This window comes from Streptosporangium sp. NBC_01639 (assembly GCF_045209755.1).
Lineage (GTDB): Bacteria > Actinomycetota > Actinomycetes > Streptosporangiales > Streptosporangiaceae > Streptosporangium.
The window spans coordinates 2,772,214-2,795,788 of the sequence record NZ_CP109272.1 but is presented as its reverse complement, the minus strand read 5'-3'; the positions used below and the strand labels follow the sequence as shown (position 1 = coordinate 2,795,788).

Below are 23,575 nucleotides of genomic sequence, written 5' to 3'. Positions count from 1 at the left end.
CGCCACCCAGCGTGACGGCTCGCCTGCGGTGGCGTGTGCGGTACGCCCTCTCTCGCCGGGCGAGCCGGCCATCCTGCCGCGACCGTGGAACACGCACAACAGGGGGAAAAGTATGATCGTTTCGATGACGCGCGGCCGGTGCGCCGTCCGGTTGACCGTCGCGCTCCCGATGGCCTGTGCCCTCGTCCTTTCCGTCTCCGTCGCAGCCCACGCCTCGGCGGCGGCACCTCCAGTGATCTTCAACGGCAGTTTCGAGGGCCCGGTCACGTTGAGTTCGGGGAGCGTTCAGCTCAACGCGGGAAGCTCCCTCGGAGCATGGCGCGTCACGACGGGATCGATCGACCTGGTCGGCCGCCCAGGTCCCTGGAGAGCCGACAGCGGACGGCAGTCCATCGACCTCTCGGGCCGTGATCCCGGAGTGATCGAGCAGTCCTTCTCGACGACGCCCGAGCGTTGCTACACGGTCGGCTACGCCTTGGCGGGCAACCCCTACGGCGGCCTGAAGGTGAAGACGGGATACGTGCGGGTGACTCAGGGGCCCCTCACCGTCCAGCAGAGGTTCTCCTTCAACACCACCGGAAAGACCCCGCAGAGCATGGGTTACACGCAGGAGGGGTTCTCCTTCTGCGCACAGGGACCGAGGGCGACCGTGAGCTTCGTCTCCACCACCGAGGGGGCATACGGCCCGGTGCTCGACGACGTGACCGTCGTTCCGCGACGCCTCTCCCCTCTCACCGTCGGTGGCACGAACGAGTCTCCGGAGGACGACGACTGATCCTCGCCTTCCGGGCTCCGGTGAGTCACGGAGCCCGGAAGGCCCGGAGCGGAGGCGCGTGAACCGGGGCGGAGCTGCCCACTCCGGTGCTGCGGAAGGCGTGGGCCTCAGGCCGAGACGCTTGCTCGGGCGCTGCGAACGGCGTGGCCCTCGGGCCGAAATGCTCGCTCGGATGATCGGGAAGGCGCGTGACTAGCGGGTGCCGCCCGGCTTCCAGAGAATCTCCTCGCCGTGGGCGGCGACCCGGCAGAGAATGAACAGCAGGTCGCTCAGCCGGTTGAGATACTTCGCGGTCAGCGGGTTGACGTCGTCGTGGGCCTCCAGGGCCGACCAGGTGGTCCGCTCGGCTCGCCGGGTCACCGTCCTGGCCACATGGAGCTGGGCGACGGCAGGGGTGCCGCCGGGGAGGATGAAGCTGCGCAGCGGCTTGAGCGGCCCGTTGAACTCGTCACACCGCGCTTCCAGCCACTCGATGTAGGACGGCTCGACCCGCAGGGGCGGGAACTCGGGGTTCTCCACGATCGGGGAGCACAGGTCGGCACCGACGTCGAACAGCTCGTTCTGGATCCGGACGAGGACGTCGGCGATGTCCTCGTCGAGCGAGCCCATGGCCAGCGCCGCCCCTATCGCCGCGTTGGCCTCCTCCACGTCCGCGTAGGCGGCCAGCCGGGGGTCGGTCTTCCGGGTGCGGCTCATGTCACCGAGCGCGGTGGTGCCGTCGTCGCCGGTGCGGGTGTAAATCTTGGAGAGCACCACCGGCTCGTCCCTGTCAGCTCGCGTCATGAGACTCAGCGTATCGGTGCGAAAATCGTGAGGCTTGTCAGATATTGGACAATATGCTTTACCGATGGTCTCTGGTTCTTACCTGCGATTCCCCCATATCTCCCGTGAAACGCTCACCTTCGTCGCCGACGACGACGTCTGGGCGGCTCCCTCCGGCGGGGGCCGGGCCTGGCGTCTCTCCTCGGACAGGGCACCCGCCGGCCATCCCCGGCTTTCTCCCGACGCCACGAAGGTGGCCTGGACCAGCGTCCGCGACGGTGCGCCCGAAGTGTTCCTGGCCGATCTGGAGTCCGGTTCCGCCGAACGGCTGACCCACTGGGGCGACCCCCGGACCCGCACGCGGGGCTGGACGCCGGACGGCGAAGTCCTGGCGATCAGCGCGACCGGCCAGCCGTTCGCCTCGCGGACCTGGGCCCACGCGCTCGCCGACGGTCAGATCGAGCGGCTGCCCTACGGCCCGGTCACCGACCTGTCGATCACCGGAGAGGCCGTGGCGCTGCTCACCGCCTCTCTCGCCCGGGACCCGGCGACCTGGAAGCGTTACCGGGGCGGTACGGCGGGGCGTATCTGGGTGCGGCAGGCCGACGGTGACTTCACCCGGCTGCTGGCGGGGGTGAAGGGGCACTTCGCCAACCCGATGCTCGTCGGCGGACGTCTGGTCTTCCTCTCCGACCATGAAGGCGTGGGCAACCTCTACTCCTGCGCCCTGGACGGCACCGGCCTGCGTCGGCACACCGACCACGACGTCTTCTACGCCCGGCACGCCACCACCGACGGGAGCCGGATCGTCTACCAGAACGCGGGTGACCTCTACCTGCTGGACGGGCTCGACGCCGAGGCGCGCAAGCTTGACGTCACGCTCGGTTCCCCGCTCCTGGGGCGGCAGCCGTACCAGGTCAATGCGGGGTGGAGGTTGCATGACCTGGCCGTGGACGCGACCGGCCGGGCCAGCGCGGTGGAGGTCCAGGGCTCGGTGCACTGGGTCACCCACCGGGACGGGCCGGCGCGGCAGCTCAGCACCGGCCTGTCGGCCGGGAAACCGCGCATCCTGGGCAAGGACCAGGTGGTGTGGGTGTTCGACGACGGTGAGCTGCAGGGACTGGAGATCGGTCCGGCGAGTGGCGGGGAGAGTCGCAGGATCGCCGCGGGCAGGCTCGGCGAGGTCGGCGATCTGGCGGTCGCGCCCGACGGGGGCACCGTCGCCGTGGCCGCCAGGGACGGACGGCTGCTCCTGGTGGACGTGGCCTCCGGCGAGGTCACCGAGCTGACCGCCGCCAACGGGGAGATCGACGGGCTGGTCTGGTCGCCCGACTCCGCCTGGCTGGCCTGGTCGCACCCGGAGGCGCCGCCGCTGCGCCGGATCCGGCTGGTCAGGGCGGTGGACCGGGTCATCACCGATGTCACCGACGGCCGGTTCGTGGATGTCTCGCCCGCGTTCGCCGGGGACCATCTGGCGTTCCTGTCGCGGCGGGGATTCGACCCGGTCTACGACGCGCACTCCTTCGACATGTCCTTCCCTTTCGGCTACCGCCCCTACCTGGTGCCGCTGGCCGCGGCGACCCCGTCGCCGTTCGCGCCCAGCTCCGACGGGCGTGCCGTCGGCGAGCCCGAAGACGACGACAGGAAGAAGCGTAAGGACGACGCCACGATCACCGTCGATCTGGAGGGCATCGCCGCCAGGGTCGTGCAGGTACCGGTGCCCGAGGGCCGTTACTCGGAGCTCCGCGCGGTCAAGGGCGGGTTCGTCTGGCTGCGCGAGCCGCTGGCCGGGGAGCTCGGTGAGGACCGTGACAAGGTGGGCGGTGAGCGTCTCCGTCCTGCGCTGGACCGCTACGACCTGGCCAAGCGCACGTGCGAGGAAGTGGTCGACAAGCTTGACTGCTACTGGGTGAGCGGCGACGGCACCCAGCTCGTCGTCCGGGACAAGGGCGCGCTCACCGTCCGCCCGGTGACCGGCAAGAACGGCGGCGACGACGCGGCCGTCGACCTGTCGCGGGTTCGGGTGACCGCCGACCCGCAGGCCTACCGGCGGCACGCCTACGCCCAGATGGGCCGCCGGATCCGCGCGGACTTCTGGGTCGCCGACATGGCGGACGTCGAGTGGGACGCCGTACTGGCGGAGTATCGGCCGCTGGTGGAGCGCGTCGCCACCGCCGACGACTTCGCCGACCTGCTCTGGGAGGTCGTCGGAGAGCTCGGCAGCTCGCACGCCTACGTCGACGCCGCTCCCTGGGGACATCCCGCGTCCGACGCGGTCGGCCTGCTCGGCGCCGACCTGTCCAGGAACGACGACGGCCGCTGGCAGGTGGACCGGGTGCTGCCCGGCGAGTCCTCCGACGTGTACGCCCGCTCGCCGCTGGCCGCGCCCGGCGCCGTCATCCAGCCGGGGGAGACGCTGCTGGCGGTCGACGGCCGCCCGGTGCCGCCGGAGGGCCCCGCGCCGCTGCTGGTCGGCGCGGCGGACAAGCCGGTGGAGCTGACCCTCGGCGGTGGCCGCAGGGCCGTCGTCACCCCGCTCGGCAACGAGCGCCGCCTGCGTTACCAGGACTGGGTGGCCGGCCGCCGGGCGCACGTCCGCCGGCTGGGCGACGGCCGCCTGGGCTACCTGCACATCCCGGACATGGTCGCCGAGGGCTGGGCGCAGTTCCACCGTGACCTGCGCAGGGAGATGACCTTCGAGGGGCTCGTCGTGGACGTCCGGGGCAACCGGGGCGGCCACACCTCCCAGCTCGTCATCGAGAAGCTGCTCCGCCGGGTCATCGGCTGGGCCCCGCCCAGGGGGCTGGAGCCGATCACCTATCCGGAGGAGGCTCCGCGGGGCCCGCTGGTCGCGGTCACCGACCAGGACGCCGGATCCGACGGTGACATCGTCACCGCCGGTTTCAAGATCTACAAGCTGGGACCGGTGGTGGGCACCCGTACCTGGGGCGGTGTCATCGGCATCGACGGCAGCCACCGCCTGGCCGACGGGTCGCACATCACCGTGCCCCGGTACGGGTTCTGGTTCGAGGGGCTCGGCTGGGGCGTGGAGAACTACGGCGTCGACCCCGACATCGAGGTGGACATCACCCCCGAGGACTGGGCGGCCGGCCGGGACCCGCAGATCGAGGAGGCCGTACGGCTCGCACTGGCCGCTCTCGCCGACAGGCCCGCGGCGACCCCGCCCGACACCGCGACCCGTCCGTCCCGCCGCCGCCCGGCGCTGCCGCCCCGCCCGTAGACGACATCTGTCATCCGATGGGGCTGAGAGATCCGTAGCACATCGGTGACATCGGCGACTACCTGCTAAAACGCGAAAAAGCGATGATTGTCCGCACGAGAACACCACGCCGGAGTGACGAGGGACTTCGAGAAGGCTTACGCCGGGTTTCATCCTGGCAAGGGGTCTCTCTCACCTCGGTTGACTTGCCTTCAAGGTGAGAGAGACCCCAACGGGGCACGTGCATAGCGACAAAAACCTGGAGCCCCCATCGCAGTGATGAGGGCTCCAGGTTCGTCAGATATCTCGTATTGGAGGTAGTCAGGGCAGGATCACACGTTGGAGAGATGGACGCCTGGGGAAGCAGTCACGACGACGAGATCGGCGGGGCGGTCTGGTTTCAGCTCACATGCGATGAACTGCCCCTCCCCTGACAGCACCGAACCCTCCTGCGGGTGAAACGCGGCGGCCTGCGATCATTGGGGATCTGGTGGAGATCGTCTCCCTGGCGGGTAACAGTTGGGAGATCCGCAACTGTATTGCTTATGTCCATGAGCTGTAGCGGCACCGAGCCGGCAGACTGTTTGGCGCTCTCGGCATATGCCGCTGATGTCCCGATGGGAACCTGCTCTGGTTCCTTCCGATTGTCCGTCACGACCTGTTTCGGCAGAATGTTGTCCATGATCGACAACTTGCGACCGGCTGGTAAAAGCCTGGTAGGCGTTCTGGCGGCCGGTGCGGTGTTCGGCGCGGCGACCTCCCTGGCCAACGCCGTAGCCCATCTTTCTGTGGATCTGGAAAGCCGGGAAGCGACGACCAGCGGGTGGTCGATCATTGAGATCGTGAGCGTGCTGTTGGACTCTGGCTGGGCATGGGCCGGGCTGGCGGTGCTGGCCGGGTTCCTGGCCACCCGCGCCAAGCAGAGCGGCCTTGGGGCCCGGGCGCTGACCCGGGGCGCTGTTGCCGGTGTAGTGACCCTGCTCGCCGCCACGGCGGCGTACTATGCCGTGGATACGGTCGTCCACGATGTCCCGCTTGGCTCCTACGGGCTTGACACGGTCTTCTGGTGGGCGGCGAGTGTTGTACTCGGGCCAATTTTGGGTGCCATAGGGTCATGTGCCGGGCGGCCGGGAGCGATCGGTGTGCTCGCCAAAGTGACCGTGCCGGTCGGTGCGGCCGTCCAGATGGTCGTGAGGCCACCCGGCAGGAACGAGGTGATCACGACCATCGGGCAATGGGTTGTGTGGACGGCAGCTGCCGTGATCATCGGCGTGGTGGTGGTCCGTTTTCTCGGCGTGCAGCGGCAACGAAACTACTCCAGGGGAGCTGACTCGCTGTAAGCCTCCTCGGCCAGCAGATGAGTTTCCTTCCGGGATGCGCTCGGAAGGAAACCTCAGAGCCTGCTGACAAAGGCTCAAGTGCTCGCGGGCATGGTCCGTAGAGAGCTGTCCGATCTTGTTGATGTAGCCCTGGTGGGACCACTGGGACAGTTGGACGCGGAAGCTGTTGATGTTCTCGATGCCGAGGATGACAGCCGGCTCGGCCCCTTTCCAGGCCTTCCAGGGCTGGGCTGCCAGGAGTGACCCGGACATAGGTCGCATGGTCTGGTTTCAACGCGCCGTTAGCCGACCCCTCAAAGCTGGTACGCCGGTCAGAGCCCCCGGCAAAGTGGAAGTTTGTCCGATGCGCTGGACTGTAATCGAGCCCCGCCAAGCCCCCACAAAGATCGTTTGTTGGGAAGTGCACGCCCTCCGGGCAATCCGACCGTGCACTTCCCAACAAACGATCACCAGTCGGCGAGCCCGCACTTCCTCTCGATCCTCCTCTCTGCGGCCCTCGGCTCTGCACTGGTCGGAGAGGTACGCGTCAGCTACGGCGATCGGCTCTGAACGGTCCCGTACGGATTGCTTCAGCGTCAGCGAGATCCATGGGCGGTCCGAAAGCAGGAAACTGCGGTCCGCACGCCGTACGGCGGGGCCGTCTGGCGCGGAGGTGGGTGGGTGTTCCGGCCGGCTTGTAAAAAAGCGCGACCAGCGCGCCCGTCAGGCCGGAGGCCTGAAAAACGAGACGGTGACTGCGACGGCCGGCCGGAACACCCACCCACCGCAGCGCGCACGGCGAAAACCCGAACACCCGCAGCGCGCACGGCGAACCCTCGAACACCTCCACCGCACACCGAAACTCCGAACACCCGCCGCCGCCCGGCGCTGCCCCCCGCCCGTAGATGACATTTGTCATCCGACCCGAAGGGCGAACCGTGCTGATGCTCGGGTTCGCGGTCTTTCCCGAGGACGCCTCCGCCGACGAGTCGGCGACCGCCATCCGTCGGGTAAACTCCGGCAGGCGCTACCTCGACCCTGAGATGGCAGCCTCGGCGATGATGGCGGGGAGAGCCCGCTCACCGAGCGTGAGCGCGATGCCCTGGCTCTGGCCGCACAGGGTGCACCGCTCGGGGGAATCGCGGCCTCTCTGCACCTGGCCAGGGCACTGTGCGTAACTATCTGCCCAACGCCATCACCAAGCCGGGGATCACCGCGATTCACTCCGCCCAGCAAAAAGGTTGGCTCCGAATCGTATTTTTTTCTTGGGGCTGGGCACGGGTAGTTCAGGGTGGCAGAAAGCCCGAGCATGAAGACAGGTGGTCTTCGTCTCTTTTTTCACCCTGGGAAACTGTTCGAAAGCGCTACGTGACCGTCTGGCGGCGGTGGCGGACCAGAACAGCACATTGGCCGCTCCCGCCCTGCGGGCCGGCCTGAGGAGGAGGAATGCGCGTCACGGAGAAATCCAGAGCCCAGGTGGTCAGCGTCGGCAGCCGGCTTGACGTGGGTACCGTCGCCGGTGTGCGTCCGCGGCTGCACGGGGCGGTCGACTCCGGCAGCGGCGACCTGATCGTGGATCTGTCGGGCCTGGAGATGATCGACGCCACCGGTCTCGGGGTGCTGGTGGGTACGCACCGCCGCGCGCTGGGCGCGGAACGCCGTCTCATCCTGCGCGGGGTGCCGCCGCGGATCATGCGGGTGCTGGCCGTGACCCGGCTCAACAGGGTCCTCACCGTCGAGCTTCCGATGGCCGCGGTCGCCTGACCCCCGCCGGAGACCATCCGTCTCGGATCGCGTGCGGAGGGTGGCCCACCGTACGGCCCGGCCACTGCGGCTGTGCGGTGGCCGGTTGCTGCGCTCTTCTCATCCGCCGACGTTCACGTCGCGAAAGACCGGCGGAAGATGTGCAGGGCGGTGCTGATCAGCTGGTCCACCTTGGGCGGGTCGTCGGCCAGCACCCACTCGATGAGCAGTTCCTGCATGGCGCCGATCACGCCCAGCGCCAGCAGACGCTGGTTGGCTCTGGTGGTCTCCGGCAGATCGAAGATGTTCTTCTCCATGATCTGGATGAACACCGCCACGGCCTGCTGCCGTGAACTGGTGAGACAGTCACCCGCCCGCCGCACCTCCAGGTGCAGGATCCTGGCGCGGCGCTCGTCCTCGGTGACGAAGGTGATGTACGCGGCGATGCCCACCTCGACCCGGGCGGTCAGCGTCTCCGGCGTCTGTTCCATGGACTTCGCCACCGCCAGCACCGACTCCTGCACGCATCTGTCGTGCACCGCCTGCATCAGCTCGTCACGGCCGGAGAAACACTCGTAGAATGCACGGTTGGAGATGCGGGCCAAGGCGCACAGCTTCTCGATCGTGGTCTCGGGGAAGCCGAGGTCGGCGTAGAGCGTGTACGCGGCGGTGACCAAGCGTTGCCGACGCTCGGCCAGTCGCTCTTCCGCTGACATTCCTCTGTATGATCGCTGATTCATGTCAAGTCTCCGTCGTCGATATGGACTTGACAAATGCTCGCTTTATCACTTCCACCTCGTGATCTTGTCCCCCAGAATCCACCATTATGGGTGCAAGATCCTTTTTGTGGAAGAGTAAGTTTGCTACTTTTTCAGTCGTCCATGCAAGGAGATGGCAAGGCTGACTGGTCAGTCAGTATCTCTGGCGCGCGATCGAACGAAACAAGGCCGTCGCTCACCTACCGGATGGGGTCCGTTGCGAAACGTCACGACGGTCACTCTGCCACTTCGATGGTCGGCACGGTCCCCGTTCGCCGACGATCCACGCTCCCAGGACGAGGGCGACCCGGTCGAGTTCGCAGGACTTCGTGGGCTCCGGCGCGGCGCCGCCGTCGCCCCGGGGAAACCGGGGAAACCCTGGCACATCCATTTAAGCGGGAGGACCGACGCGGTGTTCAGCAGCCGGTCCGGGAGCCGGGTGGCGGGGTTGACATCCTCTCGATACGGCTGGGGCGGTCACGCCGCACACGTCAGAACAGGGTGTCGTTGCGCTCGATGCCCCGCAGCTTGTCGTAGTCGAGGACGACGCAGTCGATGCCGCGGTCACCGGCGAGCACGCGAGCCTGCGGTCTGATCTCCTGGGCGGCGAAGACGCCCTTCACCGGAGCGAGCAGCGGGTCGCGGTTGAGGAGCTCCAGATAGCGGGTGAGCTGCTCGACGCCGTCGATGTCACCGCGGCGCTTGAGCTCCACGGCCACGGTCGCCCCCGTGTGGTCGCGGCAGAGGATGTCCACCGGGCCGATCGCCGTCATGTATTCGCGACGGACCAGAGTCCAGCCCGCGCCCAGAGTGGTGATGTGCTCGGCCAGCAGCTCCTGCAGGTGCGCCTCGACGCCGTCCTTCACCAGGCCGGGGTCCACGCCCAGCTCGTGGCTGGAGTCATGGAGGATCTCCTCCATGGTGAGGACGAGCTTCTCGCCGGTCTTGCCGTGGGTCACCGTCCAGGTGCCCTCCTCCTCGCGGAGTTTGCACGGCGGGTTCATCCAGTTCAACGGCTTGAACGCACGATCGTCGGCATGGATGGAGATGCTGCTGTCGGCTTTGAGGAGGATGAGCCGGGGCGCCATCGGAAGATGGGCGGTGAGCTTTCCGACGTAATCCACGCTGCACCGCGCGATGACCAGACGCATGCCCGAACCCTACCGGCCCGACGGGGCCTGGCTCTCCTTGAATCCGTCCGGCCGGGGAAGTGGCTTCCGGCATCCCTCGCCGGCGAGGGACAACCAGGCCCTCGGGCTCATATCCGATAGAGGCCTACAAGCGAGGTACCCTCCATTTCCTGGGTAGCCAGTCCCCTCTGGGAGACTGTGGCGGCGCCGGAACGGGCGGTCGCCGGCCTGGACGGAATCTCGCGGGGCGATGCTGGTGTGGTGGGGAGAGCGATGACAGGCGCTTTTGGGTCGGCCGGAGTGGCCGGGCCCGGCACGACGGGTGCGAGGATCGACGGCGCGTTCGCCCGTGCGGGTCTCGCGGTCATCGGGGTGAGGACCGGCCCGGCGGCGCTGGAGCGGAGGCGCGGCCGCCCGGCGGGGTCCTCGGCCGGGGGCGGGCTGGGCGAGGCCGGCCTGGCCGGAGAGGCGGCGGTTCCGGCGCCGCTGCTCGATCAGCTCGTCACGGCCGGGATACGAAGCATCCGCGACCTGCCATGAGCCCCCGTAAAGCCCGCCGGGCAGACCCTTTCACCCGTGGTGGCGCCCGCGGTGGCGGCCGTGGCGCGGCATCCTCCCGGCCCGTGGGACAGTTCGTCCCCGGTGTCGACCAGGTGGAGGAGTGGCCCGACGGCGACTGGCACGTGCGCCGGGTCACCGGAGCCGGAGCGGACAAGGTCTACCGGTGCCCCGGCTGCGACCAGGAGATCAGATCGGGCCTGCCGCACCTGGTGAGCTGGCCCGCGTGGGCGGGCGGAGAGGACGAGCGGAGGCACTGGCACACGGCGTGCTGGCGCAACCGGGTCAAACGCGGCCCCGGCCGGACCCGATACTGAAGACGGTCACCCACGCCGGCGGACCTCCGGTCCGCCGGCGTGGGACCACCAATGGGGAACGACCGTACGGCGCCCACCCTCGGACCTCCGGTCCACCGGTGCGGGACCACGGATGGGGAACGACCGTACGGCGCCCGCCCCCGGACCACCGGTCCACCGGCGCCCGGTCACGAGACGGAGTGGAGAATTCATGGAGATCCGGGCCTCTACGGTGCTGCCCGCGCGCAGGGAACCGATCGAGCTGCACACCGGTGACGGGCTGACGCTCGTCGGTGAGCTGGCCCTTCCGGCAGACAAGCCCCCGGTGGCCACCCTGATCTGCCTGCACCCGCTGCCCACGCACGGCGGCATGATGGACAGCCACATCTACAAGAAGGCCGCCAACCGGCTGCCCGCACTGGCGGATCTGGCAGTGCTGCGCTTCAACACCCGGGGCACCACCTCCGACCGGGGCACCTCCCAGGGCGCCTTCGGCGAGGGGCAGACGGAACGCCTCGACGTCGCCGCCGCACTGGAGTACGCCGACTTCCACGACCTCCCCCGGTCCTGGCTGGTCGGCTGGTCCTTCGGCACCGAACTCGTGCTCAAGTGGGGGAACGACCCGCTCGTCGAGGGAGCCGTCCTCCTCTCCCCGCCGCTGCACCGGGCCACCGACGCCGACCTCGATTCGTGGGCGGAGTTCGGCCGGCCGCTGACCGCGCTGGTCCCGGAGTTCGACGACTACCTCCAGCCGGAGGAGGCCCGCAAGCGCTTCGCCCGGGTGCCCCAGGCCGAGGTCGTCGGAGTGGAGGGCGCCAAGCACCTGTGGGTCGGCGAGCCGTACGTGCGGATCGTCCTCAATGAGATCGTCCGGCGGGTCAATCCGGCCGCCCACCCCCTCCCCGTCGAGGTCGCCGGGCCGTAGGGCGCCCGGGACGCCGGCGCGGATCGGTGTGCGTCCAAGGGATGCCAGATCGGAAGTCCGCGATTACGGTGGAGTGCGTGCACCTGTACACGCGTTCGACGGGCGAGGGGCTTCCGGTCGTCCTCCTTCACGCGTTCCCCCTGTCCTCTGCCATGTGGCTGGCCCAGCGCGAGACCCTGAGCGCCGTCTGCAAGGTCATCACTCCCGACCTGCGCGGCTTCGGCGGCTCGGTGCTCGCCGACGAGGACCCCTCCCTCGACGTGATGGCCGACGACGTCGTGCGCCTGCTCGACCACGAGGGCATCGACCGTGCCGTCGTCGGTGGCCTGTCCATGGGCGGCTACGTGACGATGGCCCTGTGCCGCCGCCATCCCGACCGGGTGCTGGGAGTGGTCCTCGCCGACACCAAGGCGAGCGCCGACCCCGAGCCGGCCAGGGCGAACCGCGAGCGCATCGCCGCCGCCGTGCTCGACGGGGATACCTCGATCCTGGTGGAGGAGGTGTTTCCGGCGCTGCTGGGAACGACCACCGCGCAGCGCAGGGCGATGGTCTCCGGCCGGGTGCGCGGGCTGGTCCAGTCGGCCCCGCCCAAGGCCGTGGCCTGGGCCCAGCGGGCCATGGCGGCGCGCCCCGACTCCTTCGACACCCTGCGCGGGCTCAAGGTGCCCGCCCTGGTGATCGTGGGGGAGGAGGACGCGCTCACCCCGCTCTCCGACGCCGAGACGATGGTCGAGGCCGTGCCGGATGCCCGGCTGACCGTGATCGGGAAGGCGGGGCATCTGAGCGCGGTCGAACAGCCCGAGGCGTTCAACCGCGCGGTGTCCGACTTCATAGCCGGGCTTGCCGGGGGAACACCACCTCGCGGATGATCAGTGCGATCGCCGCGGCCACCGGGATGGCCAGTAGCGCGCCGACGATGCCGAGCAGCGCGCCGCCGAACAGCGCGGCGATCACGGTGACCGCCGGAGCCACGTCCACCGAGCGCTTCATCACGCGCGGATAGATCAGATAGTTCTCGATCTGCTGGTAGACCACGAAGAAGATCGCGCAGATGATGCCGAGCGTCCCCGACTGGAGCAGCGCCACCCCGCTCACCAGCACCGCGCCGATCGTCGCGCCGACCAGCGGGATCAGGTCGGTGACCGCCACCACCAGGGCGAGTGCCAGCGCGTACTCGACGCCCAGGACGGCGAGGACCACCCAGGTGATGATGCCCGCGATCACCGAGATCAGCAGGTTGCCGGCCACGTAGCCGCCGATACCGTTGATGATCTCATCGCCGAGGGCCCGGGTCCGCTCCCTGCGGCTGTTGGGCACGAGCTTGAAGAGGTAGTCCTTGATCGAGGGCAGCGAGCCGAGGAAGTACAGCGTCAGGACCAGCAGCGTGACGCCGGAGAAGAACGCGTTGAACACCACCGCCCCCGCGCCGACCAGGCCTCCCGCCACGGTCTGGGCGAGGCCGCCGCTGGTGATGTAGTCGCCGATCCTGGTCAGGATCTGGTAGTCGCTGTCCAGTTCCTTCAGGGTGGGGTTGGCGAGCAGCTCCTGGACGTATCCGGGAACCGCGCCGACGAACGAGGCCACCTCCTGTGTCACCGGGGGGACGATCGCCAGCCCGAAGAGGACGAAGAACAGGATCACCCCGCCGAAGACGATCGAGATCGCCCAGCGGCGGGCCAGCCGGCGTCCCTGCAACGACTCGACGGCGGGGTTCAGCCCCAGGGCGAGGAACATCGCCACCACGACCAGCACGATCACGCTGTATGAGGTGACCAGGGCCAGTGCCAGCGCCAGCGACGTCAGCAGGCCCATCCCGGCGGTCAGGCCGAGCAGGAAGGGGTTCTTGGTCAGCGGTTTGCCGGGCCGGCCGTACGGTGCCGCGTGCTCTCTGGGCGCCTCGGCGGTGAGGTCGTTCGAGGCGGGGCGCGGGGCGTTCGAGGCGGGGCGCGGGGCCGGGGCGGACGCCGTGGGCGCGCCGGCTGTCTGTGAGGCTTCGGGCACGGCTGATCCTAGCTCTGAGGGTGCGCGAACCGCGCGGTGCGGGGTGCGTGGAGCGGCGCGGAAAGAAGGAGGGCCTGGCGACCTCCAAGGTCACCAGGCCCTCCCGTAGCCGTTGTCAACGCCCCGCGGCGACGGCGCCTACTCCTGCCACCACTCCGCGTCGTCGTCCTTCGTCTCGGCCTTGGCGGGCGCCGGCGCCGGCTTCTCGCTGCCGTTGGTGGCGGCGGGAATGGCCGGCTTGACCGGAGCCGCGGAGATGGCCGGCTCCGGCTCGGAGGCCGGGAGCGGCGCGCCACCGAGCAGCTGGCGCAGCTGCGCGAGGTGGCTGGTGATGCTGTCGCGCTGGCGGGTCAGCTCGTCGACCTGGCGCTGGGCGACGGACCGGCTCCGCTCGGACTCGGTCTTGGCGTCGGAGACGATCGACTCGGCGCTCGTCTTCGCCTCGGCGACGAGCTGGTCGGCGTTCTTACGCGCGTTGGCGAGCAGTTGCTTGGCGTGCGTGTCGGCCTCGCGGCGGGTCTGCTCGGCCTGCTGGGTGGCCTTGGTGGCGCGCTGCTCGGCGGTGGCCGCGCGCTGCTCGGCCTCGGAGACCAGCTTCTGGGTGTTGGCCTGCGCGGTGGCGTGGCGCTCGGCCTCCTGGCGCTCGGCCTCCTCGCGGCGGGCGGCGAGCTGGATCTCGAACTCGGCCTCGTCCTGGGCGCGCTTGGCCTCGGACTCTTCCATGACCCGCTGGGCCTGGGCGCGCATCTCGTCGGCCTGGCGTTTGGCGGTGGTGAGGATCTCGTCACGCTCGCGCTTGGTCGAAGCCCGCAGCTGGGCCACCTCGCGCTCGGTGGTGGTGCGCAGCTTGGCGATCTCGCGCTCGGCGTCGGCGCGCTTCTCGGCCACCTCGTGGTCGGCGGTGGCCCGCAGCTTGGCGACCTCGCGCTCGGTGGTGGCGGTCAGCTCGTCGGCTTCGCGGCGGGCGGTCGAGCGGATCTCCTCGGCGTCGCGCTCGGCGCTGGTGCGCATCTCGTCGACCTCGCGGGTGGCGAGGGCGCGCTTCTCGGCCGCCTCGTTCTCGGCTGCGGCGCGCAGGTCGGCGGCGTCGACCTTGGACGCGGCCTTGATCTCGTTCGCTTCGGAGCGCGCGGCCTGGACCAGCTCGGTGGCCTGTTCCTCGGCGAGGCGGAGCAGCTGCTCGATCCGTGCACCGAGGCCCGAGTAGGTCGGACGCTCCTGCTCCTGGAGCTGGCGCTGGGAGTCGGCCAGATCCCGCTGCAGGCCCTGAACCTGCTCCCGGGCTTGGTGGAGCTCGTTGTTGACCTGCTTCAGATGGTCAAGGACCTGGTGCCGGTCATAGCCACGGAGCACCACGTCGAATTCCCGAGCGGGGGCGTCTTCAAAGAAATTGTTGAGCTGGGCGTCGATGTCGGACTGCATGGAGGCTCGATCCTGGGTTGTCGAGACGGCTACACGGGCCGGACGGGGGATTTCGGACATCCGAGGGGGGAGCCGGGGCGGGATCCACGTCCGGTGGTAGGCCAGCGTACTCTGGTGCCGCCGTATTGGAGGTCCCCTCGGACTTTCTGCGTGACTTGTTACGTATGAACCTTTCTTGCGTTTGACACAAGACTCGATCAGTGCTTTTGCGCCTGTACGAGTTCGGTCAGCATTCCCCCCACGTCCTTGGGGTGCAGGAATGCGATCGAGGAGCCCATAGAGCCATGCCTGGGTTTCTCGTCCAGCAATCTGATGCCCTTGCCCCCAATTTCCCCCATCGCCGCGGTAACGTCCGTCACGCCGAACGCGACATGATGAACCCCCTCCCCGCGCTTGGCGAGAAACTTGCCGACCGGCGTGTCGGGGCCGAGGGGTTCGAGGAGCTGGATGTAGGAGCCGCCGCCCTCGCCGTCGGCGATGTGCAGCATCGCCTCCCTGACGCCCTGTGCCTCGTTGACCTCGCGTGCCACCACGGTGAGCTCGAAGGTCTGCTCGAAGAGCGCGATCTTCTCCTCGAGATCGTGACAGGCGATTCCCACATGGTCGATCCGGGTGAACATGGCGTCGGCCTCCATAGCGATCGATGGGGTACTCATAGGTATGGTGGCAAAGTCATCCCAAGTCCCGCCAGGGAGGCTCCCCATATGTCTGGTTCCGTCATCGTCGCCGGAGCTCGTACCCCCATCGGCCGGCTGCTCGGTTCGCTGTCCGGCATGTCGGCCGTCGAGCTCGGCGGCATCGCCATCAAGGCCGCGCTGGAGCGCGCCGGGGTCGCCCCCGAGGCCGTGCAGTACGTGATCATGGGCCAGGTGCTCCAGGCCGGGGCGGGCCAGATCCCCTCCCGTCAGGCCGCCGTCAAGGCCGGGATCCCGATGACCGTGCCGTCACTGACGATCAACAAGGTCTGCCTGTCCGGGCTGGACGCCATCGCCCTGGCCGACCAGCTCATCAGGGCGGGCGAGTTCGACATCGTGGTCGCGGGCGGCATGGAGTCCATGTCGAACGCCCCGCACCTGATGACCGGCCTGCGCAGGGGTGTGAAGTACGGCGGCGCCGACATCGTGGACTCGATGGCCTTCGACGGCCTGACCGACGCCTACGACCAGGTGTCCATGGGCGAGTCCACCGAGCGGCACAACGCGCGTCTCGGCCTGACCCGTGAGGAGCAGGACGTGTTCTCCGCCCGCTCCCACGAGCTCGCCGCCGCCGCGATCAAGAACGGCGTGTTCGACGACGAGATCGTTCCGGTGCCGATCCCGCAGCGCAAGGGGGATCCGGTGGTCTTCTCCGCGGACGAGGGAGTGCGCGCGGACACCACCGCCGAGACCCTGGGACGGCTGCGGCCGGCCTTCAGTAAGGACGGCACCATCACCGCCGGCTCCGCCTCGCAGATCTCCGACGGTGCCTGCGCGGTCGTCGTGATGTCCAGGGCCAAGGCCGAGGAGCTGGGCCTTGAGTGGCTGGCCGAGATCGGCGCGCACGGCAACGTCGCCGGTCCCGACAACTCGCTCCAGTCCCAGCCCGCCAACGCGATCAAGCATGCCCTCGGCAAGCAGGGGCTCACGGCCGGCGACCTCGACCTGCTGGAGATCAACGAGGCCTTCGCCCAGGTCGTCCTCCAGTCGGTCAAGGAGCTCGGCGTCCCCCTCGACAAGGTCAACGTCAACGGCGGCGGCATCGCCGTCGGCCACCCGATCGGCGCCTCCGGCGCCCGCATCGTGCTGGCCCTCGCCCACGAGCTCAGGCGCCGGGGCGGCGGGCTCGGCGCCGCGGGCCTGTGCGGCGGCGGCGGTCAGGGCGACGCCCTGATCATCCGCGTCCCCTCGGCCTGACCGTGGGAGGCGTCGCCGATCGGCACGCGGGGTCGCCCGCCGCGGGAGTTCCGGGCGGCCGCTCCGCCGCCCTGGAGATCTCCGACCTGGTGGCGCGGGCGCGGGGCGGGCAGCCCCGGGCCGTGGCCCGGCTGATCTCCATGGTGGAGAACGGCTCCCCGCTGCTCAGGGAGATCACGGCACGACTCTGTGCGGGCCGGCCGTACCGGGCCCGCGTCATCGGGCTGACCGGTTCTCCCGGAGTGGGCAAGTCCACCTCCACCGGGATGCTGGTCGGTGCGTTCCGCAGGCGGGGCAGGAAGGTCGGCGTGCTCGCGGTGGACCCGTCCTCACCGTTCACCGGCGGGGCGCTGCTCGGCGACCGGGTGCGCATGCAGGACCACGCCACCGACCCGGAGGTGTTCATCCGGTCGATGGCCAGCCGCGGTCATCTGGGCGGGCTGTCCTGGGCCACGCCCCAGGCGCTGCGCGTCCTGGACGCCGCCGGGTGCGAGGTCATCCTCGTCGAGACCGTCGGGGTCGGTCAGGCGGAGGTGGACATCGCCTCACTGGCCGACACCACCGTCGTGCTGCTCGCGCCGGGCATGGGTGACGGCATCCAGGCGGCGAAGGCGGGGATCCTTGAGATCGCGGACGTGTTCGTGGTGAACAAGGCCGACCGTGACGGCGCCCAGGCGACCGTCCGCGAGCTCCGCAACATGACCGCCCTGGTCGAGCGGGCCTGGAAGCCGCCGATCGTGCCGACCGTCGCCTACCGGGGCGAGGGGGCCGAGGACGTGGCCGACGCCCTTGACGCACACCTCGTCTACCTGGAGAAGTCCGGCGAGCTCGACCGCCGGCGCCATGTCAGGGCGCGCGACGAGATCGAGGCCATCGCCCTGGCGGCCCTCCGCTCGCGCTTCGCCGACCTCCACGGCGACCAGCGCCTCGACGCCCTCGCCACCCGCGTGCTGGACGCCGATCTCGACCCCTACCGGGCGGCCGACGAACTCCTGTCGGCCATCGGGTGATCAGGGCTCGTCGGCGAGCTTGACGGTGACCTTCTCGAAGCCCAGGGTTCCCAGCATGCTCTGCAGCATGGCCTTGGTGTTCTGGTCGGCCCGGTTTCGCAGGTCACTGGCCTGCGCAGCCTCGGCGATCTTCTTCTCGGCCAGCAGGTAGAGCTCCTGCTGGTCGGCGGGGGAGGAGGACAGGAAGTCCTCGACCCGGTCGAACAGGCCGCGCTGCTGGGCGTAGACGTAGGAGCGCTTGTTGTCGAGGTTGGGCTTTTCGAGCTGGGCGCGCGGCAGTTTCACCGTGACCTCCTTGCGGTCCGGTGACATGGTCAGCGCGCCGGTGGCGAGCCCGCCGAAGTCGACGTAGGCGTCGACACCGCCCGCGCCGACGAACAGCGTCCGGCTGCCCTTGACGGCGTCGGGCAGGAAGGCGGCGTCCTTCTCCAGGTCCACGACGACCTGGAAGTTACCGGTGGCCGCCTCGAAGCGGCTGAGGTTGTGAATGGACTGCAGCAGCACGGGCTGGCTGCGGTCGACCGTGCTCTCGCCGAACGGGTCCAGCCACGACCAGGTCAGGCGGACGCCCACGACGAGGAGGACCACGACGACGAGCAGCCCGGCGAGGAAGCGCCAGCGGCGCCGGCGAGGCGCCGAGGGGGCGACTGGTGGTGCTTCTTGGGGGGCTTTCACGACGGTCTCCTTCCCCTGGCGGCCGCTTTCTCACACCGAGCCTGAGGTGATCTTGTCGGCTCCGGTGCCGGGTGTCCGCCCCCGGTTTCCGGCGGGGGCGTCCATGGGGACGTGCGGCGGGACCGAGGTGACGGCGGGCGCCGGGGCGGGGGCCTGATGGGAGGGGTGGACCTGCGGATACGGTGTTGTCCGGGCGACCTGCCGCTTGTGTCCGGGTTGAACTGGCTGTCCGGTCTCTTCTGGCTGTCCGCCGAAGTGACTGCTCTGTAGCCGGCACGCGGCGAACTCGGAGTAGTGCAGCCGGAGCCAGTCCCGCCGCTGGGCGTCGGTGAGACCGGAGAACCACGCGGCGGCGTACTGGTGCTCGGGGAGCGGGCCGCCGGGCAGCGGCTTGCCGAGCAGCCACGCGACCACGATGTCCCGGTATCCGCCTGCCGGGGTGCCGTCGCACCGCTGGGCCAGGTTCTCGACGAACTCGTCGGCCGCCTCGTCGGCGAAGCCGGTGGCCAGGTCGTCCACGTGGATCGGGGCCGCCCCGGCGGGGAGGCTGACCGCTCCTCCGCTCCGGGGGTGCTGCTCCAGCCGGGAGAACTCGCCGGGTGTCCCGGCCAGCCTCGAAGCGATCTTGACGAACGCGGAGCCGAGCTCGGGCAGCCCGGGGCGCATCCCCGGGTGCACGCAGACCATGATCGGCCACTCCTGGCAGCTGTAGACCACCTTCTGGGCGGAGATCGTCTGAGGTTCGCCGAGCAGCCGGGCCACCCCGGTCCCGGCGGCCAGGACGGCGAGCAGCGCGGCGGCCAGCACGAGCGCCTGCCGGGTCACCATCGCGGCCCAGCCGAGCAGCAGCGCGGCGCTGAGACCCAGCAGCCACAGGGTCTGGTCGGTCAGGGCCGTGGCGCTGAGCCCCCGGAACGGGTCGTACGGCTCCCGCGTGGCGGGGGCCAGCCGGTCGGCCCAGGTCGCCCCCTGGATCAGCCAGGTGAACAGGCCGTAGCAGCCGAGGCCGGCGAGCATCGGCGTGATCGTCCAGGGCAGCAGCCAGCCGGTCACCCAGCCGATGGCGACGTACAGCGCCAGCCCGGCCATGCCCATCACCAGTCCGCTGGGCAGCAGCCGGCCCGCCTGTTCGGTGAGCATGGTCCTGACCGCCAGGACCAGCAGCGTCGCGACGAACGAGCCTCCGACCACCACCAGGATGGCCAGCGGAGCGCGCACCGCCTGCCAGGTGGTCAGTGACTGCCCGCCGGTCCCGCGCCGTCTGCGCACCGCCACCCAGGCCGCGAACGCCGCGGCCACCGGACCGGTGAGCCGCAGCGAGCCGATCACCGCGACGATGATGTTCTCCCACGCGCTGACCCCTGGGATCAGGACGCTCCACGCCGCGAACACTCCGAGCACGAGCAGGATGGCGACCGCCACCAATGCGCTCTGCTGGAGCTCCTCGCGTGAAACGCCCCTGCGCTCACGCACCGGCACGCGTGGAACGGATCCACGCCATGTCGGCCGATCGGCAGTCCGTACGGCGTCTGAACGCCATTGAGTTGTCGGTCATCAAGCACCCCCCGTGCAGTGAATGCGGCAGCCGGTCCCCTCGGCGACCGATCCGGTCTGCATCCCCCGCAGGCCGGACTGAGTCCGCGTGGCCATTTGGCAACGCCCTCACCATTCGATGTGGGAACCATAACTGAGAGTGATGTTTGGTGCCCGGGTTCTTGGTGAAACCGTCAGCCCGGTGACTCTACGTATATGGGCGAACCGGGATGAGGCCGCGCTACCGTAGCCCTGTGGCTACAGGTCAGCTGAATTTGCCGTTCGACCCCATCGAGCGCGCCGCGGAGACGTGGCGCGTTCACTTCGGGCCGTCCTCGGCCATGGCCGCCGTCACGTCGATCATGAGAGCGCACCAGATCCTGCTCTCGCAACTGGACACGCTACTCAAACCACATGACTTGACCTTCGCCCGGTACGAGGCGCTGGTCCTGCTGACCTTCAGCAAGACGGGGGCGCTGCCGCTGTCCAGGATCGGGGAGCGCCTGATGGTGCACCCCACGAGCGTGACGAACACCGTCGACCGGCTGGAGCGGGCCGGACTGGTATGCCGCAGGCGCAACCCCCGGGACGGTCGCGGGGTGCTGGCGGAGATCACCGAGCGGGGCCGTGCGGTCGTGACCCGGGCGACCGCCGATCTGATGGGCGCCGATTTCGCCATGACCATGTACGGCGAGGCCGAGCGGGAGCAGATGTTCGGCCTGCTCCGCACCCTGCGGGTGGCGGCGGGGGACTTCGAGGGCTGACCCGCGGGCTTCCCGGTCCGGCCGGAACGGTCCGGGGTGGCTCTGGCCAAAAATTACTAGGACGTCCTAGTATTTTCTCGAGGCCACAAGCCATGGGTGGAAAGCCGCAAGCCGTACAAGGGAGTTGGCTATGGACGCCGAGGAGATCGAGGCGGGACGGGCGCGCTGGCAGGCGCGGTTCGACGGGGCCGCCAAACGGGAGTCCGAGTTCCGGACGCTCTCCGGCATCGACGTGGCGCCGGTCTACGGGCCGAGCGGTGACGACCCGCGGATGGAGGGCATCGGCTGGCCGGGGGAGTATCCCTTCACCCGGGGTCTGCACCCCACCGGCTACCGGGGCAAGGCGTGGACCATCCGGCAGTTCGCCGGTTTCGGCAACGCCCGGCAGACCAACGAGCGCTACAAGATGATCCTGGGCGCGGGTGGCGGCGGGCTGAGCGTGGCCTTCGACATGCCGACGCTGATGGGCCGTGACTCCGACGACCCGCGTTCGCTCGGCGAGGTGGGCCACTGCGGGGTGGCGATCGACTCCGCGTCGGACATGGACCTGCTCTTCGACGGCATCCCGCTCGGTGACATCACCACTTCGATGACGATCAGCGGTCCGGCCGTCCCGATCTTCTGCATGTACGTCGTCGCCGCCGAGCGTCAGGGGGTCCCGGTCGGCAAGCTCAACGGGACGCTGCAGACCGACATCTTCAAGGAGTACATCGCACAGAAGGAGTGGCTGTTCGCTCCCGAGCCGCACCTGCGGCTGATCGGCGACCTGATGGAGTTCTGCGCCGCCGACATCCCGGCCTACAAGCCGCTCAGCGTCTCCGGCTACCACATCCGCGAAGCCGGCTCCACGGCCGCCCAGGAGCTGGCCTTCACCCTGGCCGACGGGTTCGGCTACGTGGAGCTCGGCCTGTCGCGCGGGTTGGACATCGACGTCTTCGCCCCCGGCCTGTCGTTCTTCTTCGACGCGCACATCGACTTCTTCGAGGAGATCGCCAAGTTCCGGGCGGCGCGCCGGATCTGGGCGCGGTGGCTGCGCGACGTCTACGGGGCCAGGACCGACAAGGCCCAGTGGCTGCGCTTCCACACCCAGACGGCGGGCGTCTCGCTCACCGCGCAGCAGCCGTACAACAACGTGGTGCGCACCGCGGTGGAGGCGCTCGCGGCCGTGCTGGGCGGCACCAACTCGCTGCACACGAACGCCCTGGACGAGGTCCTGGCGCTGCCCTCGGAGAAGGCCGCCGAGATCGCGCTGCGCACCCAGCAGGTGATCATGGAGGAGACCGAGGTCGTCAACGTGGCCGACCCGCTCGGCGGGTCCTGGTACGTCGAGGCGCTGACCGACCGGCTTGAGGCCGAGGCGGAGGCGATCTTCGCGAAGATCCGGGACATGGGCCATGACGGGACGATGACCTCGGGCATCCTGCGCGGCATCGAGGACGGCTGGTTCATGTCCGAGATCGCCGAGGCCGCCTTCGACTACCAGCGCAAGCTGGAGAAAGGGGACAAGCGGATCGTCGGGGTCAACTGCCACACGGCCTCCATCGGCGAGCCGCTGGAAATCCTGCGGGTCAGCCACGAGGTCGAGCGCGAGCAGAACCGGGTCCTCGCCGCCCGCCGGGCCGGCCGGGACCAGGCGGCCGTGGACGCCGCGCTGGCCGCGATGGCGCAGGTCGCCAGGGGTGCGGGCAACCTGATCCCGACCATGCTCGACGCGGCGCGGGCCGAGGCGACACTGGGCGAGATCTGCGACGCGCTCCGCGACGAATGGGGTGTCTACACCGAGCCCGCCCGCTTCTAGCGGTGGCGAGTCGGGGCAGCAATCGGGATACGGCAGGATTGAGGTATGAGCCCAGCGGACTTCAATCGACCCGGATCGCTCTACGGTGCCGTGGATCTCGGCGCGCGCAAACAGGCGCTGGACGCGCAGGCGCGGCGGGAGGCCACGGCGCAGGAGAGCGGCGGCACCCCGGTGCAGGTCGTCTATGTCGATGATGCCAATTTCGCGACGGAAGTCGTCGAACGATCCATGAACAGCCTTGTGCTGCTGGAACTCACGGTGACCCGTGCCGAGCAGGCCAAGGAGTACAGCCTGCTGCTGGAGAAGCTTGCCGCCGAGAACGTCGGCAGGTGGCTTCTGGCCCGGGTGGACGTCGAGGCCAGCCCGCAGATCGCCCAGGCGCTCCGGGTGCAGAACGTGCCCGCTCTGTACGCCATCTTCCAGGGCCAGCCGGTGGCGGTCGTTCCCGGCATCGCCACCGAGCCGCAACTGCGCGACTGGCTGTCGCAGCTCATGGAGGCGCTGGCGCAGTATCTCCCGCCGGACACCGGTGAGGCCGGGGCCGAGGGACAGCCGGAGGAGCCGCCGGCCGATCCGGACGTGCTCGCCGCCGAGCAGGCCATCGACGCGGGCGACCTCGACGGCGCCGTGGCCGCCTACGAGCGGCTGCTGGCACGCTCCCCGAACAACGAGGACGCGAAGCTGGGCCTGGCCGGGCTCGGCCTGATCCGGCGGACCCAGGACGTCGACCCCGCCGAGGTCCAGCGCCGCCTGGACGACCCCGCCGACATCGACGCCCAGCTGCTGGCCGCCGACTTCGAGATGCTCGCCGGTGACGTGGACACCGCCTTCGACCGGCTCATCGGGGTGGTCCGCCGGACCTCGGGGGACGAGCGCAACCGGGTCAGGGTCCACCTGCTCGGCCTGTTCGACACCCTCCCCGCCGACGACCCGTCGCTCGTGCGCGCCCGCAGGAACCTGGCCAACGCACTGTTCTAAATGCCCCGATTTAAGG

At 69.5% G+C, this 23,575-nt stretch carries 21 protein-coding genes; 13 read left to right on the top strand and 8 right to left on the bottom strand.

Annotation, left to right across the window (positions count from 1 at the left end):
- The first annotated feature begins 124 nt into the window (after window positions 1-124).
- Window positions 125-775, top strand: a complete 651-nt coding sequence (locus tag OHA77_RS12570) for a choice-of-anchor C family protein (protein ID WP_406318198.1) — start codon at window positions 125-127, stop codon at window positions 773-775.
- Window positions 776-967: 192 nt separating this feature from the next.
- Here OHA77_RS12570 and OHA77_RS12565 read toward each other — a convergent pair whose 3' ends face one another.
- On the bottom strand, window positions 968-1,558 hold the full coding sequence (locus OHA77_RS12565) for a cob(I)yrinic acid a,c-diamide adenosyltransferase (RefSeq protein ID WP_406318197.1): 591 nt from the start codon (window positions 1,556-1,558) through the stop codon (window positions 968-970).
- A gap of 64 nt (window positions 1,559-1,622) precedes the next feature.
- Here OHA77_RS12565 and OHA77_RS12560 point away from each other — a divergent pair, with 64 nt between their 5' ends.
- From OHA77_RS12560 to OHA77_RS12550, 3 genes are all read left to right on the top strand, one after another.
- A complete protein-coding gene (locus tag OHA77_RS12560; RefSeq protein ID WP_406318196.1) occupies window positions 1,623-4,778 on the top strand; it encodes a S41 family peptidase in 3,156 nt (1,051 codons plus the stop codon).
- A 659-nt stretch (window positions 4,779-5,437) separates the two neighbouring features.
- On the top strand, window positions 5,438-6,097 hold the full coding sequence (locus tag OHA77_RS12555) for a hypothetical protein (protein WP_406318195.1): 660 nt from the start codon (window positions 5,438-5,440) through the stop codon (window positions 6,095-6,097).
- A 1,425-nt stretch (window positions 6,098-7,522) separates the two neighbouring features.
- Window positions 7,523-7,840 (top strand): STAS domain-containing protein, encoded by a 318-nt coding sequence (locus OHA77_RS12550; RefSeq protein ID WP_326820456.1) that lies wholly within the window; start codon window positions 7,523-7,525, stop codon window positions 7,838-7,840.
- 113 nt (window positions 7,841-7,953) lie between these two features.
- Here the strand turns inward: OHA77_RS12550 and OHA77_RS12545 are convergent, their stop codons facing one another.
- The gene (locus OHA77_RS12545; RefSeq protein WP_326820457.1) at window positions 7,954-8,535 is read right to left on the bottom strand and encodes a TetR family transcriptional regulator; all 582 of its coding nucleotides are present in this window, start codon (window positions 8,533-8,535) and stop codon (window positions 7,954-7,956) included.
- A 533-nt stretch (window positions 8,536-9,068) separates the two neighbouring features.
- Entirely contained in the window at window positions 9,069-9,728 is a 660-nt protein-coding gene (nucS, locus tag OHA77_RS12540) for an endonuclease NucS (protein ID WP_326820458.1), read from the bottom strand.
- A 252-nt stretch (window positions 9,729-9,980) separates the two neighbouring features.
- On the opposite strand from nucS, the gene OHA77_RS12535 reads away from it, so the two are divergent.
- The 4 genes from OHA77_RS12535 to OHA77_RS12520 all read left to right on the top strand — a co-directional run bounded on the left by OHA77_RS12535 (window position 9,981) and on the right by OHA77_RS12520 (window position 12,355).
- Complete coding sequence (locus tag OHA77_RS12535) at window positions 9,981-10,247, top strand: hypothetical protein (RefSeq protein WP_406318194.1); 267 nt, start codon at window positions 9,981-9,983, stop codon at window positions 10,245-10,247.
- 83 nt (window positions 10,248-10,330) lie between these two features.
- Window positions 10,331-10,582, top strand: a complete 252-nt coding sequence (locus OHA77_RS12530) for an ATP/GTP-binding protein (RefSeq protein WP_326820459.1) — start codon at window positions 10,331-10,333, stop codon at window positions 10,580-10,582.
- A gap of 190 nt (window positions 10,583-10,772) precedes the next feature.
- Window positions 10,773-11,486, top strand: a complete 714-nt coding sequence (locus OHA77_RS12525) for an alpha/beta hydrolase (protein WP_406318192.1) — start codon at window positions 10,773-10,775, stop codon at window positions 11,484-11,486.
- 77 nt (window positions 11,487-11,563) lie between these two features.
- Window positions 11,564-12,355, top strand: a complete 792-nt coding sequence (locus OHA77_RS12520) for an alpha/beta fold hydrolase (protein ID WP_406318191.1) — start codon at window positions 11,564-11,566, stop codon at window positions 12,353-12,355.
- Here the strand turns inward: OHA77_RS12520 and OHA77_RS12515 are convergent.
- The 3 genes from OHA77_RS12515 to mce all read right to left on the bottom strand — a co-directional run bounded on the left by OHA77_RS12515 (window position 12,315) and on the right by mce (window position 15,529).
- A complete protein-coding gene (locus OHA77_RS12515; RefSeq protein WP_406318190.1) occupies window positions 12,315-13,487 on the bottom strand; it encodes an AI-2E family transporter in 1,173 nt (390 codons plus the stop codon). The two genes, OHA77_RS12520 and OHA77_RS12515, sit on opposite strands and share 41 nt — an antisense overlap.
- A gap of 138 nt (window positions 13,488-13,625) precedes the next feature.
- Window positions 13,626-14,909 (bottom strand): DivIVA domain-containing protein, encoded by a 1,284-nt coding sequence (locus OHA77_RS12510; RefSeq protein WP_406318188.1) that lies wholly within the window; start codon window positions 14,907-14,909, stop codon window positions 13,626-13,628.
- Between the two features lie 197 nt (window positions 14,910-15,106).
- Window positions 15,107-15,529, bottom strand: a complete 423-nt coding sequence (mce, locus tag OHA77_RS12505) for a methylmalonyl-CoA epimerase (protein ID WP_326820464.1) — start codon at window positions 15,527-15,529, stop codon at window positions 15,107-15,109.
- An 84-nt stretch (window positions 15,530-15,613) separates the two neighbouring features.
- Here mce and OHA77_RS12500 point away from each other — a divergent pair, with 84 nt between their 5' ends.
- Both OHA77_RS12500 and meaB read left to right on the top strand, forming a co-directional pair.
- Entirely contained in the window at window positions 15,614-16,801 is a 1,188-nt protein-coding gene (locus OHA77_RS12500; RefSeq protein ID WP_406318186.1) for an acetyl-CoA C-acetyltransferase, read from the top strand.
- 71 nt (window positions 16,802-16,872) lie between these two features.
- Window positions 16,873-17,811, top strand: coding sequence for a methylmalonyl Co-A mutase-associated GTPase MeaB (meaB, locus tag OHA77_RS12495; RefSeq protein ID WP_406319817.1), 939 nt, complete (start codon window positions 16,873-16,875; stop codon window positions 17,809-17,811).
- On the opposite strand, the gene OHA77_RS12490 is transcribed toward meaB, so the two are convergent.
- A complete protein-coding gene (locus OHA77_RS12490) occupies window positions 17,812-18,486 on the bottom strand; it encodes a DUF4230 domain-containing protein (RefSeq protein ID WP_406318184.1) in 675 nt (224 codons plus the stop codon). It abuts the gene before it with no gap.
- Between the two features lie 30 nt (window positions 18,487-18,516).
- A complete protein-coding gene (locus OHA77_RS12485) occupies window positions 18,517-19,965 on the bottom strand; it encodes a hypothetical protein (protein WP_406318182.1) in 1,449 nt (482 codons plus the stop codon).
- Between the two features lie 284 nt (window positions 19,966-20,249).
- Between OHA77_RS12485 and OHA77_RS12480 the strand changes: the two genes are divergently transcribed.
- The 3 genes from OHA77_RS12480 to OHA77_RS12470 all read left to right on the top strand — a co-directional run bounded on the left by OHA77_RS12480 (window position 20,250) and on the right by OHA77_RS12470 (window position 23,559).
- Entirely contained in the window at window positions 20,250-20,783 is a 534-nt protein-coding gene (locus OHA77_RS12480) for a MarR family transcriptional regulator (RefSeq protein ID WP_326820468.1), read from the top strand.
- A 130-nt stretch (window positions 20,784-20,913) separates the two neighbouring features.
- Window positions 20,914-22,581 carry a methylmalonyl-CoA mutase family protein gene (locus OHA77_RS12475; RefSeq protein WP_326820469.1) on the top strand — a complete coding sequence of 556 codons (1,668 nt, stop codon included), beginning with the start codon at window positions 20,914-20,916 and terminating at the stop codon, window positions 22,579-22,581.
- A gap of 45 nt (window positions 22,582-22,626) precedes the next feature.
- Window positions 22,627-23,559 carry a co-chaperone YbbN gene (locus tag OHA77_RS12470; RefSeq protein ID WP_406318181.1) on the top strand — a complete coding sequence of 311 codons (933 nt, stop codon included), beginning with the start codon at window positions 22,627-22,629 and terminating at the stop codon, window positions 23,557-23,559.
- The last annotated feature ends 16 nt before the right edge of the window (window positions 23,560-23,575 follow it).